Origin of the sequence: Microbacterium pasadenense, assembly GCF_047246565.1 — a bacterium.
Lineage (GTDB): Bacteria > Actinomycetota > Actinomycetes > Actinomycetales > Microbacteriaceae > Microbacterium.
In genome coordinates this window covers 871,424-891,522 of the sequence record NZ_JBFOKN010000001.1, presented here as the reverse complement: position 1 = coordinate 891,522, position 20,099 = coordinate 871,424, and the positions used below count along the sequence as shown (strand labels likewise).

At 72.0% G+C, this 20,099-nt stretch carries 20 protein-coding genes; 7 read left to right on the top strand and 13 right to left on the bottom strand.

Translation table 11 applies throughout. The annotated features are described in order from the left end of the window. Positions 1 to 28: 28 nt before the first annotated feature. Positions 29 to 1,213 carry a mechanosensitive ion channel family protein gene (locus AB3M83_RS04245; RefSeq protein ID WP_412945383.1) on the top strand — a complete coding sequence of 395 codons (1,185 nt, stop codon included), beginning with the start codon at positions 29 to 31 and terminating at the stop codon, positions 1,211 to 1,213. 15 nt (positions 1,214 to 1,228) lie between these two features. On the opposite strand, the gene AB3M83_RS04240 is transcribed toward AB3M83_RS04245, so the two are convergent. The 5 genes from AB3M83_RS04240 to AB3M83_RS04220 form a co-directional block, all read right to left on the bottom strand. Beyond that, positions 1,229 to 1,528 carry a Dabb family protein gene (locus AB3M83_RS04240; RefSeq protein ID WP_412945381.1) on the bottom strand — a complete coding sequence of 100 codons (300 nt, stop codon included), beginning with the start codon at positions 1,526 to 1,528 and terminating at the stop codon, positions 1,229 to 1,231. Next, positions 1,525 to 1,779, bottom strand: a complete 255-nt coding sequence (locus AB3M83_RS04235; protein WP_412945380.1) for a glutaredoxin family protein — start codon at positions 1,777 to 1,779, stop codon at positions 1,525 to 1,527. The genes AB3M83_RS04240 and AB3M83_RS04235 overlap by 4 nt, the downstream gene beginning before the upstream one ends. 98 nt (positions 1,780 to 1,877) lie before the next feature. Continuing rightward, entirely contained in the window at positions 1,878 to 1,976 is a 99-nt protein-coding gene (locus AB3M83_RS04230; RefSeq protein WP_003792170.1) for a 30S ribosomal protein bS22, read from the bottom strand. Between the two features lie 82 nt (positions 1,977 to 2,058). Continuing rightward, the gene (locus AB3M83_RS04225; RefSeq protein WP_412945378.1) at positions 2,059 to 2,250 is read right to left on the bottom strand and encodes a helix-turn-helix domain-containing protein; all 192 of its coding nucleotides are present in this window, start codon (positions 2,248 to 2,250) and stop codon (positions 2,059 to 2,061) included. 91 nt (positions 2,251 to 2,341) lie between these two features. Next, on the bottom strand, positions 2,342 to 2,743 hold the full coding sequence (locus AB3M83_RS04220) for an ArsR/SmtB family transcription factor (RefSeq protein ID WP_412945376.1): 402 nt from the start codon (positions 2,741 to 2,743) through the stop codon (positions 2,342 to 2,344). Positions 2,744 to 2,810: 67 nt separating this feature from the next. On the opposite strand from AB3M83_RS04220, the gene AB3M83_RS04215 reads away from it, so the two are divergent. Next, positions 2,811 to 4,253, top strand: a complete 1,443-nt coding sequence (locus tag AB3M83_RS04215) for a TrkH family potassium uptake protein (protein ID WP_412945375.1) — start codon at positions 2,811 to 2,813, stop codon at positions 4,251 to 4,253. After that, a complete protein-coding gene (locus tag AB3M83_RS04210) occupies positions 4,246 to 4,917 on the top strand; it encodes a potassium channel family protein (protein ID WP_412945374.1) in 672 nt (223 codons plus the stop codon). The genes AB3M83_RS04215 and AB3M83_RS04210 overlap by 8 nt, the downstream gene beginning before the upstream one ends. 10 nt (positions 4,918 to 4,927) lie before the next feature. Here AB3M83_RS04210 and proC read toward each other — a convergent pair whose 3' ends face one another. After that, complete coding sequence (gene proC / locus AB3M83_RS04205; RefSeq protein WP_412945373.1) at positions 4,928 to 5,764, bottom strand: pyrroline-5-carboxylate reductase; 837 nt, start codon at positions 5,762 to 5,764, stop codon at positions 4,928 to 4,930. Positions 5,765 to 5,827: 63 nt separating this feature from the next. On the opposite strand from proC, the gene AB3M83_RS04200 reads away from it, so the two are divergent. Then, positions 5,828 to 6,940, top strand: a complete 1,113-nt coding sequence (locus AB3M83_RS04200) for an alpha/beta hydrolase (protein WP_412945372.1) — start codon at positions 5,828 to 5,830, stop codon at positions 6,938 to 6,940. A 6-nt stretch (positions 6,941 to 6,946) separates the two neighbouring features. On the opposite strand, the gene AB3M83_RS04195 is transcribed toward AB3M83_RS04200, so the two are convergent. After that, on the bottom strand, positions 6,947 to 7,420 hold the full coding sequence (locus AB3M83_RS04195) for a nucleoside deaminase (RefSeq protein ID WP_412945370.1): 474 nt from the start codon (positions 7,418 to 7,420) through the stop codon (positions 6,947 to 6,949). A 31-nt stretch (positions 7,421 to 7,451) separates the two neighbouring features. On the opposite strand from AB3M83_RS04195, the gene upp reads away from it, so the two are divergent. Continuing rightward, on the top strand, positions 7,452 to 8,084 hold the full coding sequence (upp, locus tag AB3M83_RS04190) for a uracil phosphoribosyltransferase (RefSeq protein ID WP_412945369.1): 633 nt from the start codon (positions 7,452 to 7,454) through the stop codon (positions 8,082 to 8,084). On the opposite strand, the gene AB3M83_RS04185 is transcribed toward upp, so the two are convergent. Both AB3M83_RS04185 and AB3M83_RS04180 read right to left on the bottom strand, forming a co-directional pair. Further along, complete coding sequence (locus tag AB3M83_RS04185; RefSeq protein WP_412945367.1) at positions 8,069 to 11,596, bottom strand: TM0106 family RecB-like putative nuclease; 3,528 nt, start codon at positions 11,594 to 11,596, stop codon at positions 8,069 to 8,071. The genes upp and AB3M83_RS04185 overlap by 16 nt on opposite strands. A 20-nt stretch (positions 11,597 to 11,616) precedes the next feature. Further along, positions 11,617 to 12,342 carry a hypothetical protein gene (locus AB3M83_RS04180; protein WP_412945365.1) on the bottom strand — a complete coding sequence of 242 codons (726 nt, stop codon included), beginning with the start codon at positions 12,340 to 12,342 and terminating at the stop codon, positions 11,617 to 11,619. 57 nt (positions 12,343 to 12,399) lie between these two features. Here AB3M83_RS04180 and AB3M83_RS04175 point away from each other — a divergent pair, with 57 nt between their 5' ends. Continuing rightward, positions 12,400 to 14,490: an NAD(+) synthase gene (locus AB3M83_RS04175; protein ID WP_412945363.1), complete on the top strand. Its 2,091-nt coding sequence runs from the start codon at positions 12,400 to 12,402 to the stop codon at positions 14,488 to 14,490. On the opposite strand, the gene AB3M83_RS04170 is transcribed toward AB3M83_RS04175, so the two are convergent. Beyond that, positions 14,487 to 15,083: a hypothetical protein gene (locus AB3M83_RS04170; protein WP_412945362.1), complete on the bottom strand. Its 597-nt coding sequence runs from the start codon at positions 15,081 to 15,083 to the stop codon at positions 14,487 to 14,489. The two genes, AB3M83_RS04175 and AB3M83_RS04170, sit on opposite strands and share 4 nt — an antisense overlap. A gap of 96 nt (positions 15,084 to 15,179) precedes the next feature. Here AB3M83_RS04170 and AB3M83_RS04165 point away from each other — a divergent pair, with 96 nt between their 5' ends. Further along, entirely contained in the window at positions 15,180 to 15,737 is a 558-nt protein-coding gene (locus AB3M83_RS04165; protein WP_412945360.1) for a phosphorylase family protein, read from the top strand. Between the two features lie 28 nt (positions 15,738 to 15,765). On the opposite strand, the gene AB3M83_RS04160 is transcribed toward AB3M83_RS04165, so the two are convergent. Genes AB3M83_RS04160 through AB3M83_RS04150 form a run of 3 tightly spaced genes read right to left on the bottom strand, consistent with a single transcriptional unit; the run spans position 15,766 to position 20,090 of the window. Next, a complete protein-coding gene (locus AB3M83_RS04160) occupies positions 15,766 to 15,945 on the bottom strand; it encodes a hypothetical protein (RefSeq protein WP_412945358.1) in 180 nt (59 codons plus the stop codon). 9 nt (positions 15,946 to 15,954) lie between these two features. After that, positions 15,955 to 18,936 (bottom strand): AAA family ATPase, encoded by a 2,982-nt coding sequence (locus AB3M83_RS04155; protein ID WP_412945356.1) that lies wholly within the window; start codon positions 18,934 to 18,936, stop codon positions 15,955 to 15,957. Beyond that, positions 18,933 to 20,090 carry an exonuclease SbcCD subunit D gene (locus AB3M83_RS04150; RefSeq protein ID WP_412945355.1) on the bottom strand — a complete coding sequence of 386 codons (1,158 nt, stop codon included), beginning with the start codon at positions 20,088 to 20,090 and terminating at the stop codon, positions 18,933 to 18,935. The genes AB3M83_RS04155 and AB3M83_RS04150 overlap by 4 nt, the downstream gene beginning before the upstream one ends. Between the last annotated feature and the right edge of the window lie 9 nt (positions 20,091 to 20,099).

Here is a 20,099-nt window from a genome sequence, read left to right as displayed (position 1 = left end):
CACCTTCCGAGACGGAAGGAGTACGCCCATGTGGGAGAGCTGGCTCGGCTACGGCATCGCCGTGGCGATCGCCGTCGTCGCCGCGGTCGTCATCGCGGCGCTCGTGTCGTTGAGCGTGCGTCTGCTGGCGAAGCGGACGCAGTGGGCGGGCGTGCTGGTCCGGCACGCCCGGCATCCGTTCCGGACGATCCTCATCATCGCCGGGCTCTGGGCCGCGACCCAGGCCTCGTTCCCCGACCGCGAGATGCTGCCGACGCTCGTGCACGTGTTCTCGATCCTCGCGATCGGCGCGAGTGCGTGGCTTCTCGCCTCCCTCGTCGTGGTGGTGACCGACGTCGCGCTCGGCCGCTACCGCATCGACGTCCCGGACAACCGCGTCGCACGCCGCATCCGCACGCAGATGCTGATCGTGCGCCGGCTGGCGATCGTGCTCATCGTCATCATCGCGATCGGCGCGGTGCTGCTCACGTTCGACGCCGTCCGGGCGATCGGCGCGAGCGTGCTGGCCTCGGCGGGCATCGCCTCGGTGGTCGCGGGTCTCGCCGCGCAGTCGGTGCTGGCCAACGTGTTCGCCGGGCTCCAACTGGTGTTCAGCGACGCACTGCGCGTCGACGACGTCGTCGTCGCGGAAGGCGAGTGGGGGCGGGTCGGCGAGATCACCCTGAGCTACGTCGTCCTCGAGCTCTGGGACGACCGCCGGCTGGTGCTCCCCTGCACCTACTTCACGACCACGCCGTTCGAGAACTGGACCCGGCGCGGCTCGGAGCTGCTGGGGGCGGTCGAATTCGACCTCGACTGGCGCGTCGACCCCGAAGCCATGCGCGCCCACCTCGACACGGTCCTCGCGCAGACCAGCCTCTGGGACCGGCGGGCGTCGGTCCTCCAGGTGACGGATGCCGTCGGCGGGTACGTGCGCGTGCGGATCCTGGTGACCGCCGCGGACGCCCCGACCCTGTTCGACCTGCGCTGCATCGTGCGCGAGGCGATGGTGCTGTGGGTGCAGCGGACGATGCCCGCCGGCCTGCCGGTGCAGCGCGTCCTGCTCACGGATCCCGAGCCGACCGGGGCCGCGGCGCCGGATGCCGCGCGCTCGGCGGCGGGGCTGTTCACCGGCAGCATCGAGGCGGAGCAGCGCGCCAGCACGTTCACGAATGCGATCCCGGTCGTGACCACCGACCCCGACGGATCGGGATCAGCCGGCTCGGCCCGCTGAGCGGACCGCGCGGCGTCAGACCTGGAAGTCGACGGCGACGCGTTCTGCCATGACGGAACGGATGAAGCCACTCACCTCGACGTGCGCGGGATGCACCTGGTAGGCGTCCAGCGCGGCCTCGTCGTCGACGTCGGCGACGAGCACGAGATCCCAGTTCCGGCCCGGGTACAGCGTCTCCGCACCCGCGGACATGGACCGGAGCGAAGGGACGACTCCGAGGAGCGCGTTGAGCCGACGGGCGGCCTCCGCGGCGTGCGCCGCGCGGTCCTCGGCGGTGGCGCCGTTCAGACGGAAGGCGACGACATGGCGGATCACGAGGGGCTCCCTTCCAGTGCAGCACGGAGCCGCTCGGCGGAGACGCGCCAGTGCGCGTGCAGCTCGCCGTCCACGAGGACGACCGGGATCTTCTCCCACCACTGCGCGTACAGACCGGGGTCGTCGGAGATCGACAGCTCCTCGACCTCCACCCGGCCCTCGGGCAGATCGGCGACGACCGTGTCCACGATCTCGCGAGCGACGTCGCACAGGTGGCAGTCCGGCTTGGAGATGAGGGTCAGAGCGGTCACGGCATCCATATTCCCATCCCGTCACCGTCTCCGGCGCAAACACGAAGCGCCCTCGATGCCGGCCGGGGCCGATCGGGGGCGCTTGTGTGCGGTGCCGCTTACTTCTTGTTGCGGCGCTGGTGACGAGTCTTGCGAAGCAGCTTGCGGTGCTTCTTCTTCGCCATACGCTTGCGGCGCTTCTTGATGACTGAACCCACGGGAAACCTCACTAAGTCGGGGTCTGGACGCGCGGTGCCGGCGTCCGGGAACGGCAAAAACGGAAAAATGCCTCGGATCAGTCTAGCCGACGTCGGCGATGGGACGTTGCAGGGCCTCGGTGACCGCCGTCTCGGGGACGCGGTAGCTGCGACCGAAGCGGACCGCGGGGAGGTCGCCCGAGTGGACCAGGCGGTAGACGGTCATCTTCGAGACGCGCATCAGCTCTGCCACCTCCGCGACGGTGAGAAAGCGCACGTCCGCGATGCCCGTCATGTCGTCCCCTTTTTGAATTCCCCAACGAATCCCCTCAGAGTAGGGCCTGCGCGGGACACGTGTAAACCGCCGTGACGGGTGTGACCGCGGCTCAGCGGCCGGGGAACTTGCTGAAGACGCTCGCGACCGCGTGCTTGGCGGATGCCGCGGCCCGTCCGACGACGTCGGCGGCGTGCACCGCGCTCTCCGGGAGGACGACCGTGGTGGCGGCATCCTCCCCCATCGACAGGAACGGCAGCAGCCAGTCGTCGACGGCGTCGAGCGGCTCGGGCGACAGGCTGTAGTAGCGGTGCTGCCCGACCTCGCGGACCGAGACGAGGGCCGCCTCGCGCAGCACCTTCAGGTGCTTCGACACCGTCGGCTGGCTCACCCCGAGGGCGACGACGATCTGGGAGACGCTCGTGCCCTTCTCACCCGACTCCGCGCGTTCGCGCAGGAGCTGCAGGATGTCCCGACGAGTGCCGTCGGCGATCACGTCGAAGATGTCCGCCATGTGCTTAGGTTAGCCCGCAGCGCGGCGGGAGTACCATGACAACGATCCGAACGAGGAAGGGGCGCGCATGACGGGCTCGACCGTCGCCCCGCGCACCCCGCGCAGCGGCCCTGGATGGCGTCGCCGCGTCCTCGATGCGTTCAAGGACCTGGCGACGGCGTCGCCCTCCCGGTTCGCGGTGATGATCTTCTCCTCGCTGATCCTCGTCTTCACGGCGCTGTTCTCGCTGCCCCTCGCCGCGTCGGACGGACGGGTGACCCCGTTCGCGGACGCCCTGTTCACCGCCGTGTCGACCATCTGCGTCACCGGTCTCGCCACGGTCGACATGAGCACGCACTGGTCGCCGTTCGGGCACATCCTCGTGTACGTCGGCGTGAACGTCGGAGCGATGGGCGTGCTGACCCTCGCCTCGATCCTCGGTCTCGTCATCTCGAAGCGCCTGGGCCTGCGGGCGAAGCTCCTCGCCGCGGGCGACAGCAACCCGCTCCGGGCGCACGGTGGCCCCATCAACGAGGGTCAGACGATCCGGCTCGGCGAGGTGGGCTCGCTGCTGTCGACCGTCGCGCTGTCCACCCTCGTCATCGAGGCGGGCCTCGCCGTCCTCCTCTACCCCGCACTGCTCTCGAGCGGCGTCGACGCCCTGACGGCGCTGTGGGAGGCGCCGTACTACTCGGCGATGGCCTTCACGAACACGGGCTTCACGCCCAACGCCGAGGGTCTCGCACCCTTCGCGCAGAACTACTTCCTGATGAGCATCCTCATGGCGGGGGTGTTCCTGGGTTCCATCGGGTTCCCGGTGATCTTCGCCCTGTGGCGCAGCCGCTGGCACGTCCACCGGTGGACCCTGCACGCCAAGCTGACCATCATCACGACCGTCGTGCTGTTCGTCGCCGGCGCCGCGGCGTTCCTCGCGCTGGAGTACAGCAACCCGAAGACGTTCGGCGCCCTGGACGCGTGGGACACGACCTTCCAGGCGTTCTTCCTGTCGGCCATGACCCGCTCCGGCGGCTTCTCCGTCATCGACATCGGCGAGCTGAACGAGTCGTCGATGGTCGTCGGGTCGATGCTCATGTTCGTAGGCGGCGGGTCGGCGTCCACGGCCGGCGGCATCAAGGTGACGACGCTCGCCGTCCTCGCCCTCGCCGTCTGGTCCGAGGCGAAGGGACGCCCGAGCGTCTCGGCGTTCGGCCGCCGCATCCCGAGCGACGTGCAGCGCGTCGCGCTCTCGGTCGTTGCCTGGGGCGCCACGATCGTCGCCCTGTCGACGATCACGATCGCGCATCTGACGAAGGCCCCGCTCGACGAGGTGATGTTCGACGTCATCTCCGCGTTCGCGACCGTCGGCCTCTCGAGCGGTCTCACCGAGCAGCTCCCGGACTCCGCCGCCTACGTGATGGCCGCGACGATGTTCATGGGTCGCGTTGGTACAGTGACACTCGCTGCAGCGGTGGCTGCGACCAGCCGGTCGCAGCTGTACTCGCTGCCCGTGGAAAGGCCCATCGTTGGTTGAGCAGCTGCGCAACGACGCACCCGTCCTCGTCATCGGCCTCGGCCGTTTCGGCGCCGCGTGCGCCGGCGAGCTGGACCGGCTCGACCGGGACGTCCTCGCGATCGACGACGACCTCGACCTCGTCCAGAAATGGTCCGAGCGCGTCACGCACGCGGTGCAGGCGGACGCCCGCAACATCGAGGCGCTCCGGCAGATCGGCGCGCAGGACTTCGAGGTCGCCGTCGTCGCCGTCGGCAGCTCCATCGAGGCATCCGTCCTCATCACGGCGAACCTCGTCGACCTCAAGGTCCCGCAGATCTGGGCGAAGGCCGTCTCGCAGGCCCACGGCAAGATCCTCGCCCGGGTCGGCGCGAACCATGTCATCTACCCCGAACGCGAGGCCGGCGAGCGCGTCGCGCACCTGGTCAGCGGGCGGATGCTGGACTTCATCCGGTTCGACGACGACTTCGCACTCGCGAAGATGTACCCGCCGCGCTTCATCCGAGGCGTGGGCCTCAACGAGTCCGGCGTCCGCTCCAAGTACCGCGTCACCGTCGTCGGCGTGAAGAGCCCGGGGAAGCCGTTCCGCTATGCCGAGGCGAACACCGTCGTCACGAACCACGACCTGATCATCGTGTCGGGCACGAACTCCGACATCGAGCGGTTCGCCTCGCTCGACCGCTGACGACCGCGCGTCAGGCGCCGGCCGCGAGCTCGCGGGACCGGGCCAGCGCGGCATCCGTCGCCTGGGCGAACAGACCCTCGAGGTTGCCCGTCTGCAGCACGGCGATGGCGCGCTCGGTCGTGCCCTTCGGGCTCGTCACCCGACGCCGCAGCTCTGCGGGGTCCTCACCGGACGCGGCGAGGAGCGCGGTCGCGCCGATGAAGGTCTGCTCGACGATGAGCCGGGCGTCGGCGTCCTCGAATCCCTTCCCCCGCGCCGCCTCCGTGAGCGCCTCGATCAGGAGGAAGACGTAGGCCGGCCCCGACCCCGAGATCGTCCCGAGCGCGTCGATCCGGTCCTCGTCGACCTCGATGACCGCGCCGCACGTCTCGAACAGGCGCCGCACGAGGGTGAGGTGGTCGGCGGTCGCGGAGCGGCCCGCGGCGATGCCGGTCACGGCCCTGCCGACGACGGCCGGCGTGTTGGGCATCGAGCGGACGACGGGGATCCCGGCTCCGACGATGCTCTCGAAGGTCGTCGTCGGCACGCCGGCGGCGAGGCTCACGACGATCGTCCCGGGGCGGAGCGCGGGAGCGATCTCCCGGAGCAGGTCGGGGACCATCGCGGGCTTGACGCCGATGAGGACGATGTCGGCGGAGGCCGCGGCGGTTGAGTTCGCGTCGGGGTGGTCCGCCAGGGCGAGGCTCGAGACGCCCGGCAGGTCGGCGAGCTCGGCGGCCTTCGCGGCGGTGCGGTTGGTGACCGTCACGCCGGCGGCCGCCTGCGAGCGGGCGATCCCCCGCGCGATCGCGCCGCCCATCGACCCTGCTCCGAGGATGGCGACGGGGGGAAGGAGCTGCGCGGTCATGCGTCCATCCTGACATCCACGGACGCTCCTGTCCCGCCCATGTCCCGGGCCTATCATCGGCTCATGGCCCTCCTCGACGGAATCACGTCCCGCATCATCGACACGGACCGCTTGAGCGTCAACATCCTCGAGCGCTCGGGGGACGACCCCGCGACGACCGCGCAGCAGACCGTGGTCCTGATCCACGACAACGTCGCATCGAGCCTGTTCTGGCAGGAGCTCATGCAGGACCTGCCCACGGAGCTTCGCGTCGTCGCGGTGGACCTCCGCGGCTTCGGCGGCACCGAGCACATGCCGGTCGACGCGACGCGCGGCGTCCGCGACTTCAGCGACGACGTGCGCGCCACGCTCGACGCGCTCAGCATCGACACCGCCCACCTGGTCGGCTGGGGCCTCGGCGGCGGCGTCGTCCTGCAGTACGCGCTGGACCACCCTGCTCTCTCGCTCACCCTGGCGGCGCCCGTCTCGCCGTACGGGCTCGGCGGCACGCGCCGCGACGGGAGCAGGCTCACCGACGACGACGGCGGCGCCGGGGCGGGGAGCGCGAACCGCGATCTCGTGGCGCGGCTGAACGATCGCGACGCCGGCGCCGGCGCCCCCACGTCGCCGCGCAGCGTCTTCCGCTCCAGCTTCGTCGCCGAGGGCTTCCGGAGCGACAACGAGGACATCTGGGTCGAATCGATGCTGTCGACGTCGACGGCGTCGGGGAACTACCCCGGTGAGATCGTCCCCAGCGAGAACTGGCCGGGCTTCGCCCCCGGGGCGACGGGTGTTCTGAATGCGCTCGCGCCCCGCTACTTCGACGTCTCGGCGATCGTCGATCTGCCCGAGAAGCCGCCGATCCTGTGGGTGCACGGCGACGCGGACTCGATCGTGTCGGATGCCTCCTTCTCCGACGTCAATCAGCTCGGCGCCCTCGGCATCATCCCCGACTGGCCGGGCGCCGAGGTCGCGCCGGCGCAGCCGATGGTGTCGCAGACCCGCGACGTGCTCGCGGCGTACGGCGCGAAGGGCGGCACGGTCGCGGAGCTCGAGCTGGCGGGCGTCGGCCACACGCCCCACCTGGAGCGCCCCGCCGAGTTCCGACGGGCTCTGCTCGAGGCGATCGGCTACCTCGGCCGCCGCGCCGACCCGGCGCCGCCGACCGAGGCGATCATCCTCAGCTCGTCGGACTGAGAAAGGTCAGGGACGGCGCCGCGCCTCGAAGAACGCTCGGAGCTGCGCGGCGGCCTCGTCGGCCCGCAGGCCGCCGACGACCTCGGCGCGATGCGGCAGCCTCCGGTCGCGGAGGAGGTCGTGCATCGACCCGGCGCCACCGGCCTTCTCGTCCCATGCCCCGAAGACGACCCGCCCGACCCGGGCCTGCAGGATCGCGCCCGCGCACATGATGCAGGGCTCCAGCGTGACCACCAGGGTGGACTGCTCGAGGTTCCAGGAGCCGAGGACGGATGCCGCGTCCCGCAGCGCGACGATCTCCGCGTGCGCGAGGGGATCCCGGTCGCGTTCCCGGAGGTTCCGTCCCCGGCCGAGGATCGTCCCGTCGAGGGCGGTGACGACGGCGCCGACCGGGACGTCCCCGGAGCGGGCGGCTTCGTCGGCGAGAGCGAGCGCCTCGACCATGGCGACGTCGTCGGTTTCGCGGACGGGCAGGCTCACGCGCTCAGCGTAGCCCCGGTAGCCTGGTCTCATGCGTGTGCATGTCGCCGAACACCCCCTCATCACCCACAAGCTGACGGTGCTGCGCGACAAGCGCACCACGTCGCCGGTCTTCCGCCAGTTGACCGAGGAGCTCCTGACGCTCCTCGCCTACGAGGCGACCCGCAACGTCCGGGTGGAGGAGGTCGAGATCGAGACCCCCGTGACGAGGACGATGGGCGTCAAGATCGGTGAACCCCGTCCGCTCGTCGTGCCGATCCTGCGGGCCGGCCTCGGCATGCTCGAGGGGATGACCAAGCTGCTGCCCACGGCCGAGGTCGGCTTCCTGGGCATGGCCCGCGACGAGGAGACCTTCCAGCCCTACACGTACGCCGAGCGTCTCCCCGACGACCTCAGCGACCGGCAGTGCTTCGTCCTGGACCCGATGCTCGCGACGGGTGGCTCGCTCGGCGCCGCCATCGACTTCCTCTTCGCGCGCGGCGCGCAGGACGTCACCGCCGTCTGCATCCTCGCGGCCCCGGAGGGTCTCGCCGCCATCGAGAAGCAGGTCGGCGAGCGCGATGTCACGCTCGTGCTGGGCGCACTCGATGAGCGCCTGAACGAAAAGGGCTACATCGTCCCGGGCCTCGGCGACGCCGGCGACCGGCTCTACGGCACCGTCTGAAGCATCCGCTCGCCCGTCGTGACGCCGACCAGGCGCGCGAACGCGCTCAGCCGCGCGACGCCGTCGGGGGTACGCGGCAGGTCGTCGAGGAGCCCGGTGCTGTAGACGATGTACGCCGTGTGCATCGCGCGGGAGACGGCGACGTTCAGGCGGTTCTGGAGCAGCAGGAACTCGAGTCCGCGCGGGGCGTCGCGTCCCGACGACGCGGCGAGCGAGACGATGACGACCGCCGCCTCCTGTCCCTGGAACCGGTCGACGGTCCCGACGGGGACCGCTCCGAAGCCGGCGTCGGCGAGCGCCGCCTCGACGAGCACCTGCTGCGCGTTGTACGGGGTGACCACGATGATGTCGCGCTCGGTGAGCGGTCGCGTTCCGGATCCGTCGTGCCATGTCCGGCCCCGCAGGTCGCGGACGAGGGAGACGACGGCGTCCCCTTCCTCGGGTGACTGCGTGGCGTTTCGGGTGTGCGCCAGCGGCATCGGGATGACGCCGGACGGGATCCCGTCGAGACGCCGTTCCGAGGTGTCCGGGTGCGCTTCGAGCTTGCCCTCGTACGAGAGCTGCGACACGGGTTCGGCGACCTCGGGCCGCATGCGTCGGGTGCGCGCCAGGAAGTACCCGCGATCCGGGGGGATGACGGCGGAGCCGTCCATGACCCAGCCGAGGGCGGAGGTGTCGACGGGCTCGGGGTGGGTCCCCTGACTCACCTGCGGAAGCTGCTGCGGGTCACCCAGCAGCAGGAGCCGCCGCGCCGCGACCGAGACCGCGATGGTCGAGGCGAGCGAGAACTGGCCGGCCTCGTCGATGACGAGCAGGTCGAGGCTGCGCCGCCCGATCCGGCCGGTGTGGGTGAGGTCCCACGCGGTGCCGCCGACGACGAACCCGCCGGGCTGGCCGTCGATGTAGCCCGCCATGCCGTTCTTGGCGATGACCGTGAAGCACTCGTCGCCGGATGGCGTGCCCTTGGGGGCCTTCGCCACCTGCGCTGCGGGCACGCCCGCCGCGACGATGCGATCGAGCATGTGCTCGACGACGTTGTGCGACTGCGCGACGACACCCACGCGGAACCCCTTCTCGCGCACGAGCCGGGCGACGACATGCGAGCCGACGTACGTCTTGCCGGTCCCGGGAGGACCCTGCACGGCGAGGTAGCCGTCCTCGAGGGCGGCGAGGGCTGCGGCGATGTCGGCCACGTCGTCGCCGCTGCGCGGGAGGCCCTCCCCCGGCCGCGCACGGCCGGTGAGCCGAGGAGCGCGTCGCAGCAGCAGGTCGCTCGCAGGATCCGCGGGAAGCGCCGGTGCGGCAGCCAGGACGGCGTCCGCCCACTCGTCGATCGCGGCCTGCTGACTGCCCGCACGGGGTGGCGCCGGCGGCGTCAGGGCAGCCGGCAGCTCCTGCCAGGTGAACCCCTGGAAGGCGTTCTCCTCGATCACGACGCCGTCGTCCCGCACGTCGACGACGGAGACCGTGCGCGCCGCGGAGATCCATCGCGGGTTCGTCTCGACCGGGAACGGCGCCGGCAGGTCGTACAGCGCGTACGGGTTCTGGCCGACCGTGATCCGGGTGCCCGGTGCGACGTCGCCGCGGATCACGACGATGCGCTTGTCGGAACGGCCGCCCTCGGGGCGGTGCCAGTCCGTGAGCACGCGGCACCGATCGCGATCGACGACCACGACGTCGCGGGTGTCCTCCCACACCGAGACCGGTTCGCGGAGGCGGAGGAAGTGGGTCGCCCAGAAGGTCTTCGCCTCACGGGGGTAGTAGTCGATGGCGGCGGCGGCCAGCCGCAGGGCATCGGCGACGGTGTCGTCGGCCGCGGCGGCCGCGAGCCGCGAGAGCGCGTCGGCGCGCGGGGACGGCTCGTACCCCGCCTCGGCCGCCTCCACCTCGCGGGACGGCAGCAGGTTCGCGTCCCGCGCCCTCTCGACGAGCCAGTCGCGCAGGCGCCGCGTCGACACGCAGTCGTAGCGGTTGTAGTCGGCGAGGTCGTCGAGGACGGCCCGCGCCCCGACCCGGTCGCCGCTCTCCTCGAGCGCCCGGGCCTCGACGTAGCGGACGATCGAGTCGTCGCCGCGCTGCACGTCGCTCGTGCGCACGTCCGCTCCCATGTAGAGCGGCTCGAGCTTCTTGATCGAGTAGGAGCGGGAGCCGACCCTCAGTGCGCGCCGGACGATCGGATACAGGTCGACGAACACGCCGTCGCGGAGCAGCCGGTCGACATCCGCCTCGCGGACGCCGTGACGGGCGGCCATGGCGAGCAGATGCGTCGGCTCGTACGGCGCGTAGTGGTAGATGTGCATGCCGGGGTGCGCGGACCGGTGCACCGCGATCAGGTCGAGGAACTGCTCGAGAGCCGTCCGCTCGTCGGCGAACGAGTGCGCCCACAGCGCCGAGTACTGCTCGCGGGTGTCGACCCACCCGAACAGGTAGTCGATGCCCCACTGCGTCGCGGAGCCCTCGGTGTAGAGCGGGTCGCCCTCGAAATCGAAGAAGAGATCGCCGTGGTCGGGCCGCGGCAGCGCGCCGAGCGCCTTCGGGAACACCACATCGAAGGTGGGGATCGCGGGCGCCGCCCCCGCGGCCGGGGTCGCGGGATCGTCGACCCCGCCGGCGGGGCTGTCGAGCTGGAGGCGCGCCTGCGTGCGCAGGCCCGTGAACGTGTCCCAGGACATGCGGGGCGGCGCCTCGCGAGCGGCCGCGAGCCCGTCGATCGTGGTGATCCCGGCCGCGCGCAGCCGGTCGCGCTGCACGGGGCGCATGCCGGCGACGAGGAGCAGATCGCGGTTCGCGACGACCTCGAGGTCGCATGTCGCGCAGCGCCCGCAGGCGACGATGCGGAGCGCTCCGCGGTCGTCGCCCCACGCCAGCGCGGCTCCGCCCGACCCTGCGGCGACATCGCGGTCGGCGATGAGCGCACGCAGCCGGTCGCGGCGGAGCGCGAACACCGGCATGAGGTCGCGGACGGCGTGCTCCGACACGGTGCCGTCTCCGAGCAGGAGTTCGACGGTCTCCGACCGCGGAACGCCGAGCCGGTCGAGCTGGTCGACGTAGGCCGCGAGCTGCATCAGCGCCGTCACCCGGGCATGCCGGGCGAGCTTCGTGTCCTGGACGATCCAGCGACCGTCGTTCCCGCGGACGAGGAAGTCCGCGAAACCCACGAACTCGTCGGTCGCGAACGCCGCCTGGTAGACGACGTGCACGTCCTCGTCCGCGAGAGCCCGGAGGGTGGCCTCCGTCGCGGCCGCGAGGCCGGCGGCATCCGTCGACCGCGTCTCGGCGATCTCGACGACGCGACCCGGGTGCGCCGTGCGGTAGGCGTCGAGGACGCGCAGCTCGTGCTGGGTGCCGAGGCGTCCCGCGCGCTCGAGGGTGAGGTCCTCGGGGTCGGCCACCGCGTCGACGCGGCCGAGCTTCGCGTCGATGGCCCGCAGCCAGGCGAACTCGCACTCGGCCGCGGCCTTCAGGTCGCTCGCGCTCCAGACGATCCGGGCTTCGTCCTCGATGTATCGCATGATCCCCCTCGGTTTCGACACTAATCGGGGGCGACGACATCACCGGTGCGCATCGCCTGCCGCCAGGCCGCCATCCGGCGGTCCGCGGACGCGGTTCCGAGCTCGGCACGGTCATCGGGGTGGTCGACCCAGTACCGCACCGCCGTGTAGACGAGCCACGGCGGGCCAGCGAGGGTGTCGAGATTCAGCGTCACCGGGTCGGGCCGGGCCGCGAGGTCCAGATGGACCCACGGCTGTCCCTCGCTCCGGTGCGCCGTCGTCGCGTGGACGGCCGGACGGACGGCGCGGACGTCCGTCCAGGCGACGCGCTCAGTGCCACCGCGATGGTGCCAGGTGATGCCGCGCGGGTCGAGGATGACACCGAGGCGCGAGCGGGCGGAGGAGCGCCGACGCCAGATCGACACGAACGCCCGGACGCCCGTGACCAGCAGCAGGAGGCCGGCGAGCGCCGCCGGGAGGAAGAAGAGCAGCAGCCACCCGGCGCTGTCGCGGACGAGGAGCGAGGGGGCACCGAACAGGGTCGCGGCCGCCGCGCCCGCAACGGTCGACGACGCGGCGAGCCAGACCCGCGGCGTCCGCTCGCGGAACAGGTGGGCGCGCGATCCAGCGGTGTCCGCGCCGGCCGCCGCGACGATGACCGGGTCGGCGTGTGCCGACGCGCCGCGGTGCCGCTCCCCTGCCCGCCACCCCGCCGGCAGCGAGTACGGCGGTGCGGCAGAGGCGTCGCCGCCCTCGGGCATAGGCATCCCCGCATGAAACCACAAGCCCCTGCACGGCCGCAGCCCACCTGACAGACTGAAGCGGTGAGCGAGGACCTGCCCTTCGAGAACCCTTACCGTCACGGGTACGCGCGCGTCGCCGCGTGCACCGTCCCCGTCGGCATCGCCGACCCCGCCGCCAACGCCGACACGATCCTCGACGCGGCGCGCGCCTGCGCCGACGACGGCGTGGCGGTCGCCGTGTTCCCGGAGCTCTGCCTGTCGGGCTATTCGATCGAAGACCTCGTGATGCAGGACGCGGTCCTCGACGCTGTCGAGGCCCAGCTGCTGCGGATCGCCGCCGAGACCGCCGACCTGCCCACCCTCCTGCTCATCGGGGCTCCGCTGCGGCACGGGAACCGGCTCTACAACTGCGCCGTCGCCATCCAGCGCGGCGAGGTGCTCGGCATCGCCCCGAAGTCCTACATCCCCACCTACCGCGAGTTCTACGAGCGCCGCTGGTACGCGCCCGGCGACGACACCCGTGGGCAGTGGTTCGACCGCGGCGAGCTCTCCGCGCCGTTCGGTCCGGACCTCATCTTCGAGGCGACCGACGTCTCCGACCTGCGAGTGTTCGCGGAGGTGTGCGAGGACTACTGGGTCCCCGTCCCGCCGTCCTCGCACGCCGCGCTGGCCGGGGCGACGATCCTCGTCAACCTCTCCAGCAGCCCCATCACGATCGCCCGCGCCGAGGACCGCCGCATCCTCACGCAGTCGCAGTCCTTCCGCTGCGCGGCCGCGTACGTGTACGCCGCCGCCGGACAGGGCGAGTCCACCAACGACGTGTCGTGGGACGGCCAGACGATGATCTACGAGGGCGGCACGCTCCTCGCCGAGACCGAGCGCTTCCCCGACGGCCCCCGGCGGGCCGTCGCCGACATCGACCTCGACCGGCTGCGCCAGGACCGCATCCGGCAGGGCACGTTCGACGACAACCGTCGCGGCGTCGGCATCCAGACCGGCAGCGTCGACTCCGACTTCCGCACGATCCCGTTCGAGGTGGGGGTGCCGGCATCCGTCACCGGGCTGCGCCGTCCGCTCGACCGCTTCCCCTTCGTGCCGGACGACCCGGCCCGGCTCGACCTGGACTGCTACGAGGCGTTCAACATCCAGGTGTCCGGGCTCGAGCAGCGGCTGCGGGCCATCGGCTCCCCGCGGCCCGTCATCGGCGTGTCGGGCGGACTCGACTCGACGCACGCGCTCCTCGTCGTCACGCGCGTGATGGACCGCATGGAGCGCCCGCGGAGCGACATCCTCGCGTTCACGATGCCGGGCTTCGCCACCGGCGATGCCACGAAGTCGAACGCGATCGCCCTCGCCGAGGCGCTCGGGGTGACCATCGAGACAATCGACATCCGGCCGATGGCCGGCGAGATCCTGAAGGGCATCGGCCACCCGTTCGCCAGCGGCGAGCCGGTGTACGACGTCACCTTCGAGAACGTGCAGGCCGGCGCCCGCACCGACTTCCTGTTCCGGCTGGCCAACCAGCGCGGCGGCATCGTCATCGGCACCTCCGACCTGTCCGAGCTGGCGCTCGGCTGGGCGACGTACGGTGTCGGCGATCACATGGCGCACTACGGCGTCAACGCCGGCGTCCCGAAGACGCTCATCCAGCACCTCATCCGATGGGTGATCGCCCACAGCGACGAGTCCGGGACGACCCTGAACGACGACGCGAAGCGGATCCTGCAGGCGGTTCTGGACACCGAGATCAGCCCCGAGCTCGTGCCGGCAGGCGAAGACGGCAAGGTGCAGTCCACGGAGGATTCCATCGGCCCGTACGCGCTGCACGACTTCGCGCTCTTCCACGTGCTCCGGTACGGTCTCCGTCCGTCGAAGATCGTGTTCCTCGCGGAGCAGGCGTGGGCGGATCCGGATGCCGGCAGCTGGCCGGCCGGCTTCCCCGCCGAGGACCGCTACGGCTTCGACCGCGAGACGATCGTGCAGTGGCTGCGGGTCTTCCACAAGCGCTACTTCGGCTTCGCGCAGTTCAAGCGCAGCGCGGTGCCGAACGCTCCCAAGGTCTCCCCGGCCGGCTCGCTGTCGCCGCGTGGCGACTGGCGGGCGCCGTCGGACGGCAACGCGAACGCCTGGCTCGCCGAGCTGGACGCCGCGCTCCCCGAGTACGCGGGCTAACGGCCGCGCCGGGCCCCCGGCTCCGCGGTGGCGATCGTGACGATCCACGCGTCCCGTGACGCGTCGGTGAGCGTGTAGACCGCGTCGCGATCGGGCACCCAGCCCGTCCGCCGGCCCGTGCCGAGCATGACCCGCTCGGGCAGCACGCGCGTGCCGCGGCCGTCCGCTTCGAGAACGGCCTGCACGTGCGTCCAGTGGTCGAGGAGGTCTCGCACGTTCGCCCCGTCGAGGACGTGACTGTGCCGGCGCATGAGGGCGAGTTCACGGGCGTCCGGCTGCGGATCGCGCAGATCGAGCCCGATGCGCGTCGCCGGATCGCACACCGCGACGATCGTCGCCGCGCGGTGACTCGCGGTCGCGATCGTCATCGGGACCGTCCTGCCCGCGCGCGTGGCGATCAGGCGACGGTGGTAGCCGAACCCCCTCGGTTCCTCGCGATCCACGGTGACCTCGCCCGGTTCACAGCCGAGACCGGCGGCGACGAGCTCCCGCGCGAGCGACCGCCGGCGGTCGTGGGCGGTGGTGGCCGGGTCCCAGCCCAGGCGGGCGGCGATCCCTTGCGGCGAGTCCAGCTTCACCGATGCGAGAGTCATGAGGAGTCCTTTCGGCGGGGCGGACCCCGCACCCCTCCATCCTGTCGGTTTGCGGACCCTGGTGGAGCCGTGCGGGCCGGATGAAATGATGGCGACATGAAGCTCCTGGTCGCAGCGCTTGATTCCGAGCTCGTCGCCTTCCCCGCCGAGCTGCCGGGGTTCACCCGCCTCGTCACCGGCCCGGGCAAGCTCCAGGCGACCTACGCCCTGACGCGCGAGCTCGATGCGGCCGACTACGACGAGATCCTGGTGGTCGGGACGGCGGGCGCGGTGGATGCCACGACGGTGGGCGTCCATGACGTCACCGCGGCGCTGCAGCACGATGTGTCCGATGTCGACGGGATCGCCGGGCAGCACGTGTCACTGCCGCCCCTGGTCACGATCGCCGGCCGGTCGGGGACGACGATCGCCACCGGTGACCACTTCGTGGACGATGCCGGCACCGTCGCGGCGATCCGCGCGCTCGGCGGCATCCTGGTCGACATGGAGACGTACGCCTACATCTGGGTGGCGCAGCAGTTCGGCGTGCCGATCCGCGTGCTGAAGGCGGTCTCCGACAACGCCCAGGACGACGCCATCACCGACTGGCGCGACGCGGTGGCCGCGTGCAGCGCTCAATTGCGCGACCGGGTCGCCGAGCTCTACGGCGTCTGAACCGTTCCGGCGGTCAGGCGTGCGGCGGTCAGGCGTCGCGGCGGCTGAACAGCCTGCGCAGGACGAAGAAGACGATCAGTGCGACCACGGCCACGAGGACGATCTTCGCGAACAGCAGCGCCAGCTTGAGGACGACGTCGACGACGACCCACGCGATCACGACGGCGACGACCACGCCGACGATGGTCCAGAGCATGCCTTTGTTCATACCTCCACCCTACGAGGCGACGGACTGTCGGACGACGCTCGGCCCCTCCGGCGTCGCCTGGACGACGAGCTGTGCCGGGATCTGCTCCTTCATCGTCTCGACATGACTGATGACGCCGACCACACGGCCGCCGGCGCGCAGCTCATCGAGGGTGCGCATCGCGAGCTCGAGCGTCTCGGGATCGAGTGAGCCGAAGCCCTCGTCGATGAAGAGGGTGTCGAGACGGATGCCGCCCGCCCGCGACGTGACGACTTCGGCGAGGCCGAGCGCGAGAGCGAGCGAGGCGAGGAACGTCTCACCGCCCGAGAGGGACTGCGGTGAGCGGGAGCGTCCGGTGTGCGCGTCGAGGACCTCGATGGACAGTCCCGAGGCGGCGCCGCGCGCCTGGCGGGCATCGGAGTGCTGCAGCGTGTACCGGCCGGACGACATCTCGGCGAGCCGGAGGTTCGCCGAGGAGACGATCTCCTCGAGCTCCGCGGCGAGGACGAAGGTCTCGAGGTCCATCTTCATCGTGTTCGGCGCGCGTCCCGCGACGGTGTCGGCGAGGCGCGTGACCGCGGCGGCCTCCTCGGCCTTCGCCGCGATCTCGGCGGCGGCGGCGTCGATCCGGGCGAGCAGGTCGTGCAGGCTCGTCGCGACGAGGGCCGCATCGGCCGCGGCGGCGATCGCCGCAGAGCGCGCCGCCTCGGCGTCGATCGCGGCCTGCGCGGCGGCGGCGACCGCCTCGTCGTCCACCTCGAGATCGACGGTGTCGAGTTCGAGCTCGAGCGTCCGCGCACGAGCGGCGGTGAGCGCTGCCGCGTGCGCGGCCACGCGGGCCTCGAGCGCGCTCCAGACATCTGCGGGCAGCAGCGCGGCGACGACCTCGGCGACGTCGGCGAAGTCGGAGGCGGCGATGCGCGCGGCGAGGTCGGCATCCGCCTCGCCGACGACACGCGCACGGTCGGCGGCGGCCTGCCGCGCGTCGAGAAGAGTCTGAGCGAGGCGACGGCGGCGACTGTCCGACTCGAGGCGGGCGGCGACCGACTCGTGCTCGCCGCGCGCTCCGGCGACGTCGCGGGTGAGCGCCGCGCGGGTCGCCTCGCCGGCGGCATGCTCTTCGCGCGCTGCGGCGAGGCGGGCGGCGAGCTCCGTCTGCTCGCGACGACCCGCCGCCTCGAGCTCCGCGAGCCCATCGAGCCGGCGGATGAGCGCATCGACACGGCCGTCCGCGGCGGTCGCCGTGACCAGTTCCGTCTCGACGGCGGCGAGGTCGACGGAAAGCGCCTCCACCTCGCGACCGCCGGACCCGGTGACCGCGACGGCCAGGGCCTCGCGGGCGGCGGCGGCGGCGGTGCCGGCGGCGCGCTCCGCGCCGGCCGCGGCGTCGCGTGCAGCCTCGGCGGACGCGAGGTCGTCGTCGGTGACGGCGTCGACGTCGGGCGACGCCGGCGACGGATGCTCGACCGATCCGCACACCGCGCAGGCCTCACCCGGCGAGAGTGCGGCAGCGAGCTCACCGGCGTAGCCGCGCAGCCGCCGGCGGAGCAGGTCGCTCACGGCGGCACTCGCCGCGGTCGACGCCTCCGTCGCCACGAGGTAGCGGGCGGCCGCGGCGTCCTTTCGCTCCTCGAGCCGCGCCACGGTGCGCGCCGCGCCCAGCTGCGAGGCGAGCTGGGCGCGCGTCGCCGTCAGGTCGTCCAGCCGCGCCGCGGCGGTGCGCGCGCCGGTGAGGTCGTCCTGGACAGCGGCGCGCTCGGGCGGTACCGCCGCGAGCTGCGCCCCCAGATCCGCGAGCGCGGCCTCGAGTGCCGCGATCTCGTCGCCGCGTTCCCGCCGTTCCGTGTCGAGATCCGCCAGGCGCCGTTCGGCATCGACGGCGTCCTCGGCCCGTGCGATAGCACCCGTCAGCGCCTGCACGACGTCTGCCAGCTCGTCGGCGCTGTCGCCACCGGCCTGGATCCAGCGCTCCTCCGCGTCGACCCGGGCGGCATCCACCTCGGCGAACGCCGCCGCCGCGCGCTCGGCCGCATCGACGGACGCACGCATCGCCTCGGCGGCGGCGGCGCGAGCAAGGCGCTCCCGGCTCTCGGCGATCGCCGGAGCCTCGCCCTCCCGCGCGGCGAGGTCGGCGCGGGCCGCGGCGAGGTCGGCGAGACGCTGGGCCCGGGCGGTGAGCTCGCGGTGCCGCGCTCCGGCGACGACGGCGGTTCCCTCTGCCGCGGTGCGCTCGTTCGCCCTTACCTCCACCCGGTAGTCGGCGCGGGCGATCGCCCGCTCGAGTGCCGCTCGACGGCCGGGGAGATCCGGCTCGAGCGCCTGCTCATCGCCCATCAGCCCGTGCGTCCGGACATCGCGCTCGGCCACATCCAGGAGGGTCCGCACCTCGGCGCCGCCCTCGTCGACCTGCTTCTGGGCATCGCGGCGCCGCTGCTCGAGCGTTTCTTTGTACTGTTCGAAGCGCCGTGTCCCGAAAAGGGTGCGGAGCAGCTGCTGCCGCTCGGCGTTGCCCGCCAGGAGGAACCGGGAGAACTTGTTCTGCGCCAGCAGGATCACCTGCTGGAACTGCTGCGCGCTGAGGCCGAGCACCTCGTCGAGCAGCTGCCCGACCTCGCGCTGCTTGGCGGCGCGACCGATCCAGATGCCGTCGACGAGTTCCTCGAGTTCGGCGCGGGCAGGTTCGAGCGTGACCCCGCCGCCCCGCTTGGCGGGACGCTCGTACTCGGGAGCGCGGGAGATGCGCCACCGCGTGGCGCCCACGGTGAACTCCAGCCGGACCTCGGTGGCGTCCGCCAGCGAGCTGTGGTCGCTGCGCAGACGACGGTCGCCACCCTCGTAGCGGGGAACCGACCCGTAGAGCGCGAAGCTGACCCCGTCGAGGATGCTGGACTTGCCCGCCCCGGTGCGGCCAGAGATGAGGAACAGTCCGTCGCCGTCGAAGGCGTCGAAGTCGATGACCTGCCGCTCGCGGAACGGTCCGAACCCGGTCAGCTCCAACCGGTGGAGCTTCATGCGACGGCCTTTTCGCGAACCCGATCGGCGAGCACGTCGTCGAGGACGCCGGCCTCGCGGTCGGACGCGCCCTGCCCGTCGCGCACGTGCGTGAGGAACGCGTCGACGAGCTCGCGGTCCGATCGCGCCGCCCGGACGCGGTCGACGTACGTCAGCGTGTCACGCGCGCGCGCCGCAGCCGGAGCGTGCACGACGCGCGCGCAGAACGGGAATCGCGCCTGCAGTCGGCGCAGCGGGTCGGGCTCGGGCAGATCGTCGGTGTACTCGACGCACACCCACGCCTCGGCGTGTTCCGCGTGCGCGGCATCCGTCAGGATCTGCGCGAGCGGACCCCGCAGGGTGACGAGTCGCCGGGGAACCGGGAGCGCGAGCCATTCGACCGACCTCAGCCCCGTCTCGTCGAGGTCGACGAGCCAGGAGCCGCGCGGCTTGTCCCCCTCGCCGAAGCTGTAGTGCAGCGGCGCTCCGGCGTAGCGCACGTGCGTCGAGAGCTGCTGGCGCCCGTGGATGTGGCCGAGTGCCATGTAGTCCACGCCGTCGAAGGTGGACAGCGGCACGATGTCGAGCCCGCCCTGCTGGATGTCGCGCTCGAGGGAGGGCGTGGGCTCGACGCCGGCGGCGAAGCAGTGGGCGATTGCGACGGACCGGCCGCCGCGCACGGCGAGGTCGGTGCGGATGCGGTCCATCGCGTGGCCGAGGACGGCGGCCTGGGTCCGGGCGTTCGCCCAGCCGTCGTCCCGATGGCGCAGGAGCGCCGGCTCGAGGTAGGGGATGCCGTAGAAGTGCACCGGGCCGTCGGCGTCGGACACCGTGAGCGGCGTGCCGACGGCGTCCGGATCGGTGAGGACGTGGATGCCGTCGCGCAGCAGTCCGGCCTGGAACCCGAGGCGTGCGGCCGAGTCGTGGTTGCCGCTGGTGACGATCACGGTCGCCCCGGCGTCGGCCAGGCCGCGCAGCGTGTCGGAGAGGAGGGTGTAGCAGCCGGCCGCGGGCGTCGCCGAGTCGAAGACGTCGCCGGCGACGATCACGACGTCGACGCCGTGGGTCCGCACCTGCGAGGTCAGCTCCTCGAGCACGCCGCGGAGCGCATCGAGCGTGGAGTGACCGTGAAAGGTCCGCCCGATGTGCCAGTCGGAGGTGTGCAGGATTCGCATGGTGTCACG

Coding starts and splice junctions, on each gene's coding strand:
- AB3M83_RS04165 (WP_412945360.1), top strand. CDS start 15,180: ATGAAGCTCCTGGTCGCAGCGCTTGATTCCGAGCTCGTCGCCTTCCCC.
- AB3M83_RS04245 (WP_412945383.1), top strand. CDS start 29: ATGTGGGAGAGCTGGCTCGGCTACGGCATCGCCGTGGCGATCGCCGTC.
- AB3M83_RS04225 (WP_412945378.1), bottom strand. CDS start 2,250: ATGACGGGCATCGCGGACGTGCGCTTTCTCACCGTCGCGGAGGTGGCA.
- AB3M83_RS04160 (WP_412945358.1), bottom strand. CDS start 15,945: ATGAACAAAGGCATGCTCTGGACCATCGTCGGCGTGGTCGTCGCCGTC.
- proC (WP_412945373.1), bottom strand. CDS start 5,764: ATGACCGCGCAGCTCCTTCCCCCCGTCGCCATCCTCGGAGCAGGGTCG.
- AB3M83_RS04155 (WP_412945356.1), bottom strand. CDS start 18,936: ATGAAGCTCCACCGGTTGGAGCTGACCGGGTTCGGACCGTTCCGCGAG.
- AB3M83_RS04150 (WP_412945355.1), bottom strand. CDS start 20,090: ATGCGAATCCTGCACACCTCCGACTGGCACATCGGGCGGACCTTTCAC.
- AB3M83_RS04180 (WP_412945365.1), bottom strand. CDS start 12,342: ATGCCTATGCCCGAGGGCGGCGACGCCTCTGCCGCACCGCCGTACTCG.
- AB3M83_RS04170 (WP_412945362.1), bottom strand. CDS start 15,083: ATGACTCTCGCATCGGTGAAGCTGGACTCGCCGCAAGGGATCGCCGCC.
- AB3M83_RS04200 (WP_412945372.1), top strand. CDS start 5,828: ATGGCCCTCCTCGACGGAATCACGTCCCGCATCATCGACACGGACCGC.
- AB3M83_RS04220 (WP_412945376.1), bottom strand. CDS start 2,743: ATGGCGGACATCTTCGACGTGATCGCCGACGGCACTCGTCGGGACATC.
- AB3M83_RS04215 (WP_412945375.1), top strand. CDS start 2,811: ATGACGGGCTCGACCGTCGCCCCGCGCACCCCGCGCAGCGGCCCTGGA.
- AB3M83_RS04185 (WP_412945367.1), bottom strand. CDS start 11,596: ATGCGATACATCGAGGACGAAGCCCGGATCGTCTGGAGCGCGAGCGAC.
- upp (WP_412945369.1), top strand. CDS start 7,452: ATGCGTGTGCATGTCGCCGAACACCCCCTCATCACCCACAAGCTGACG.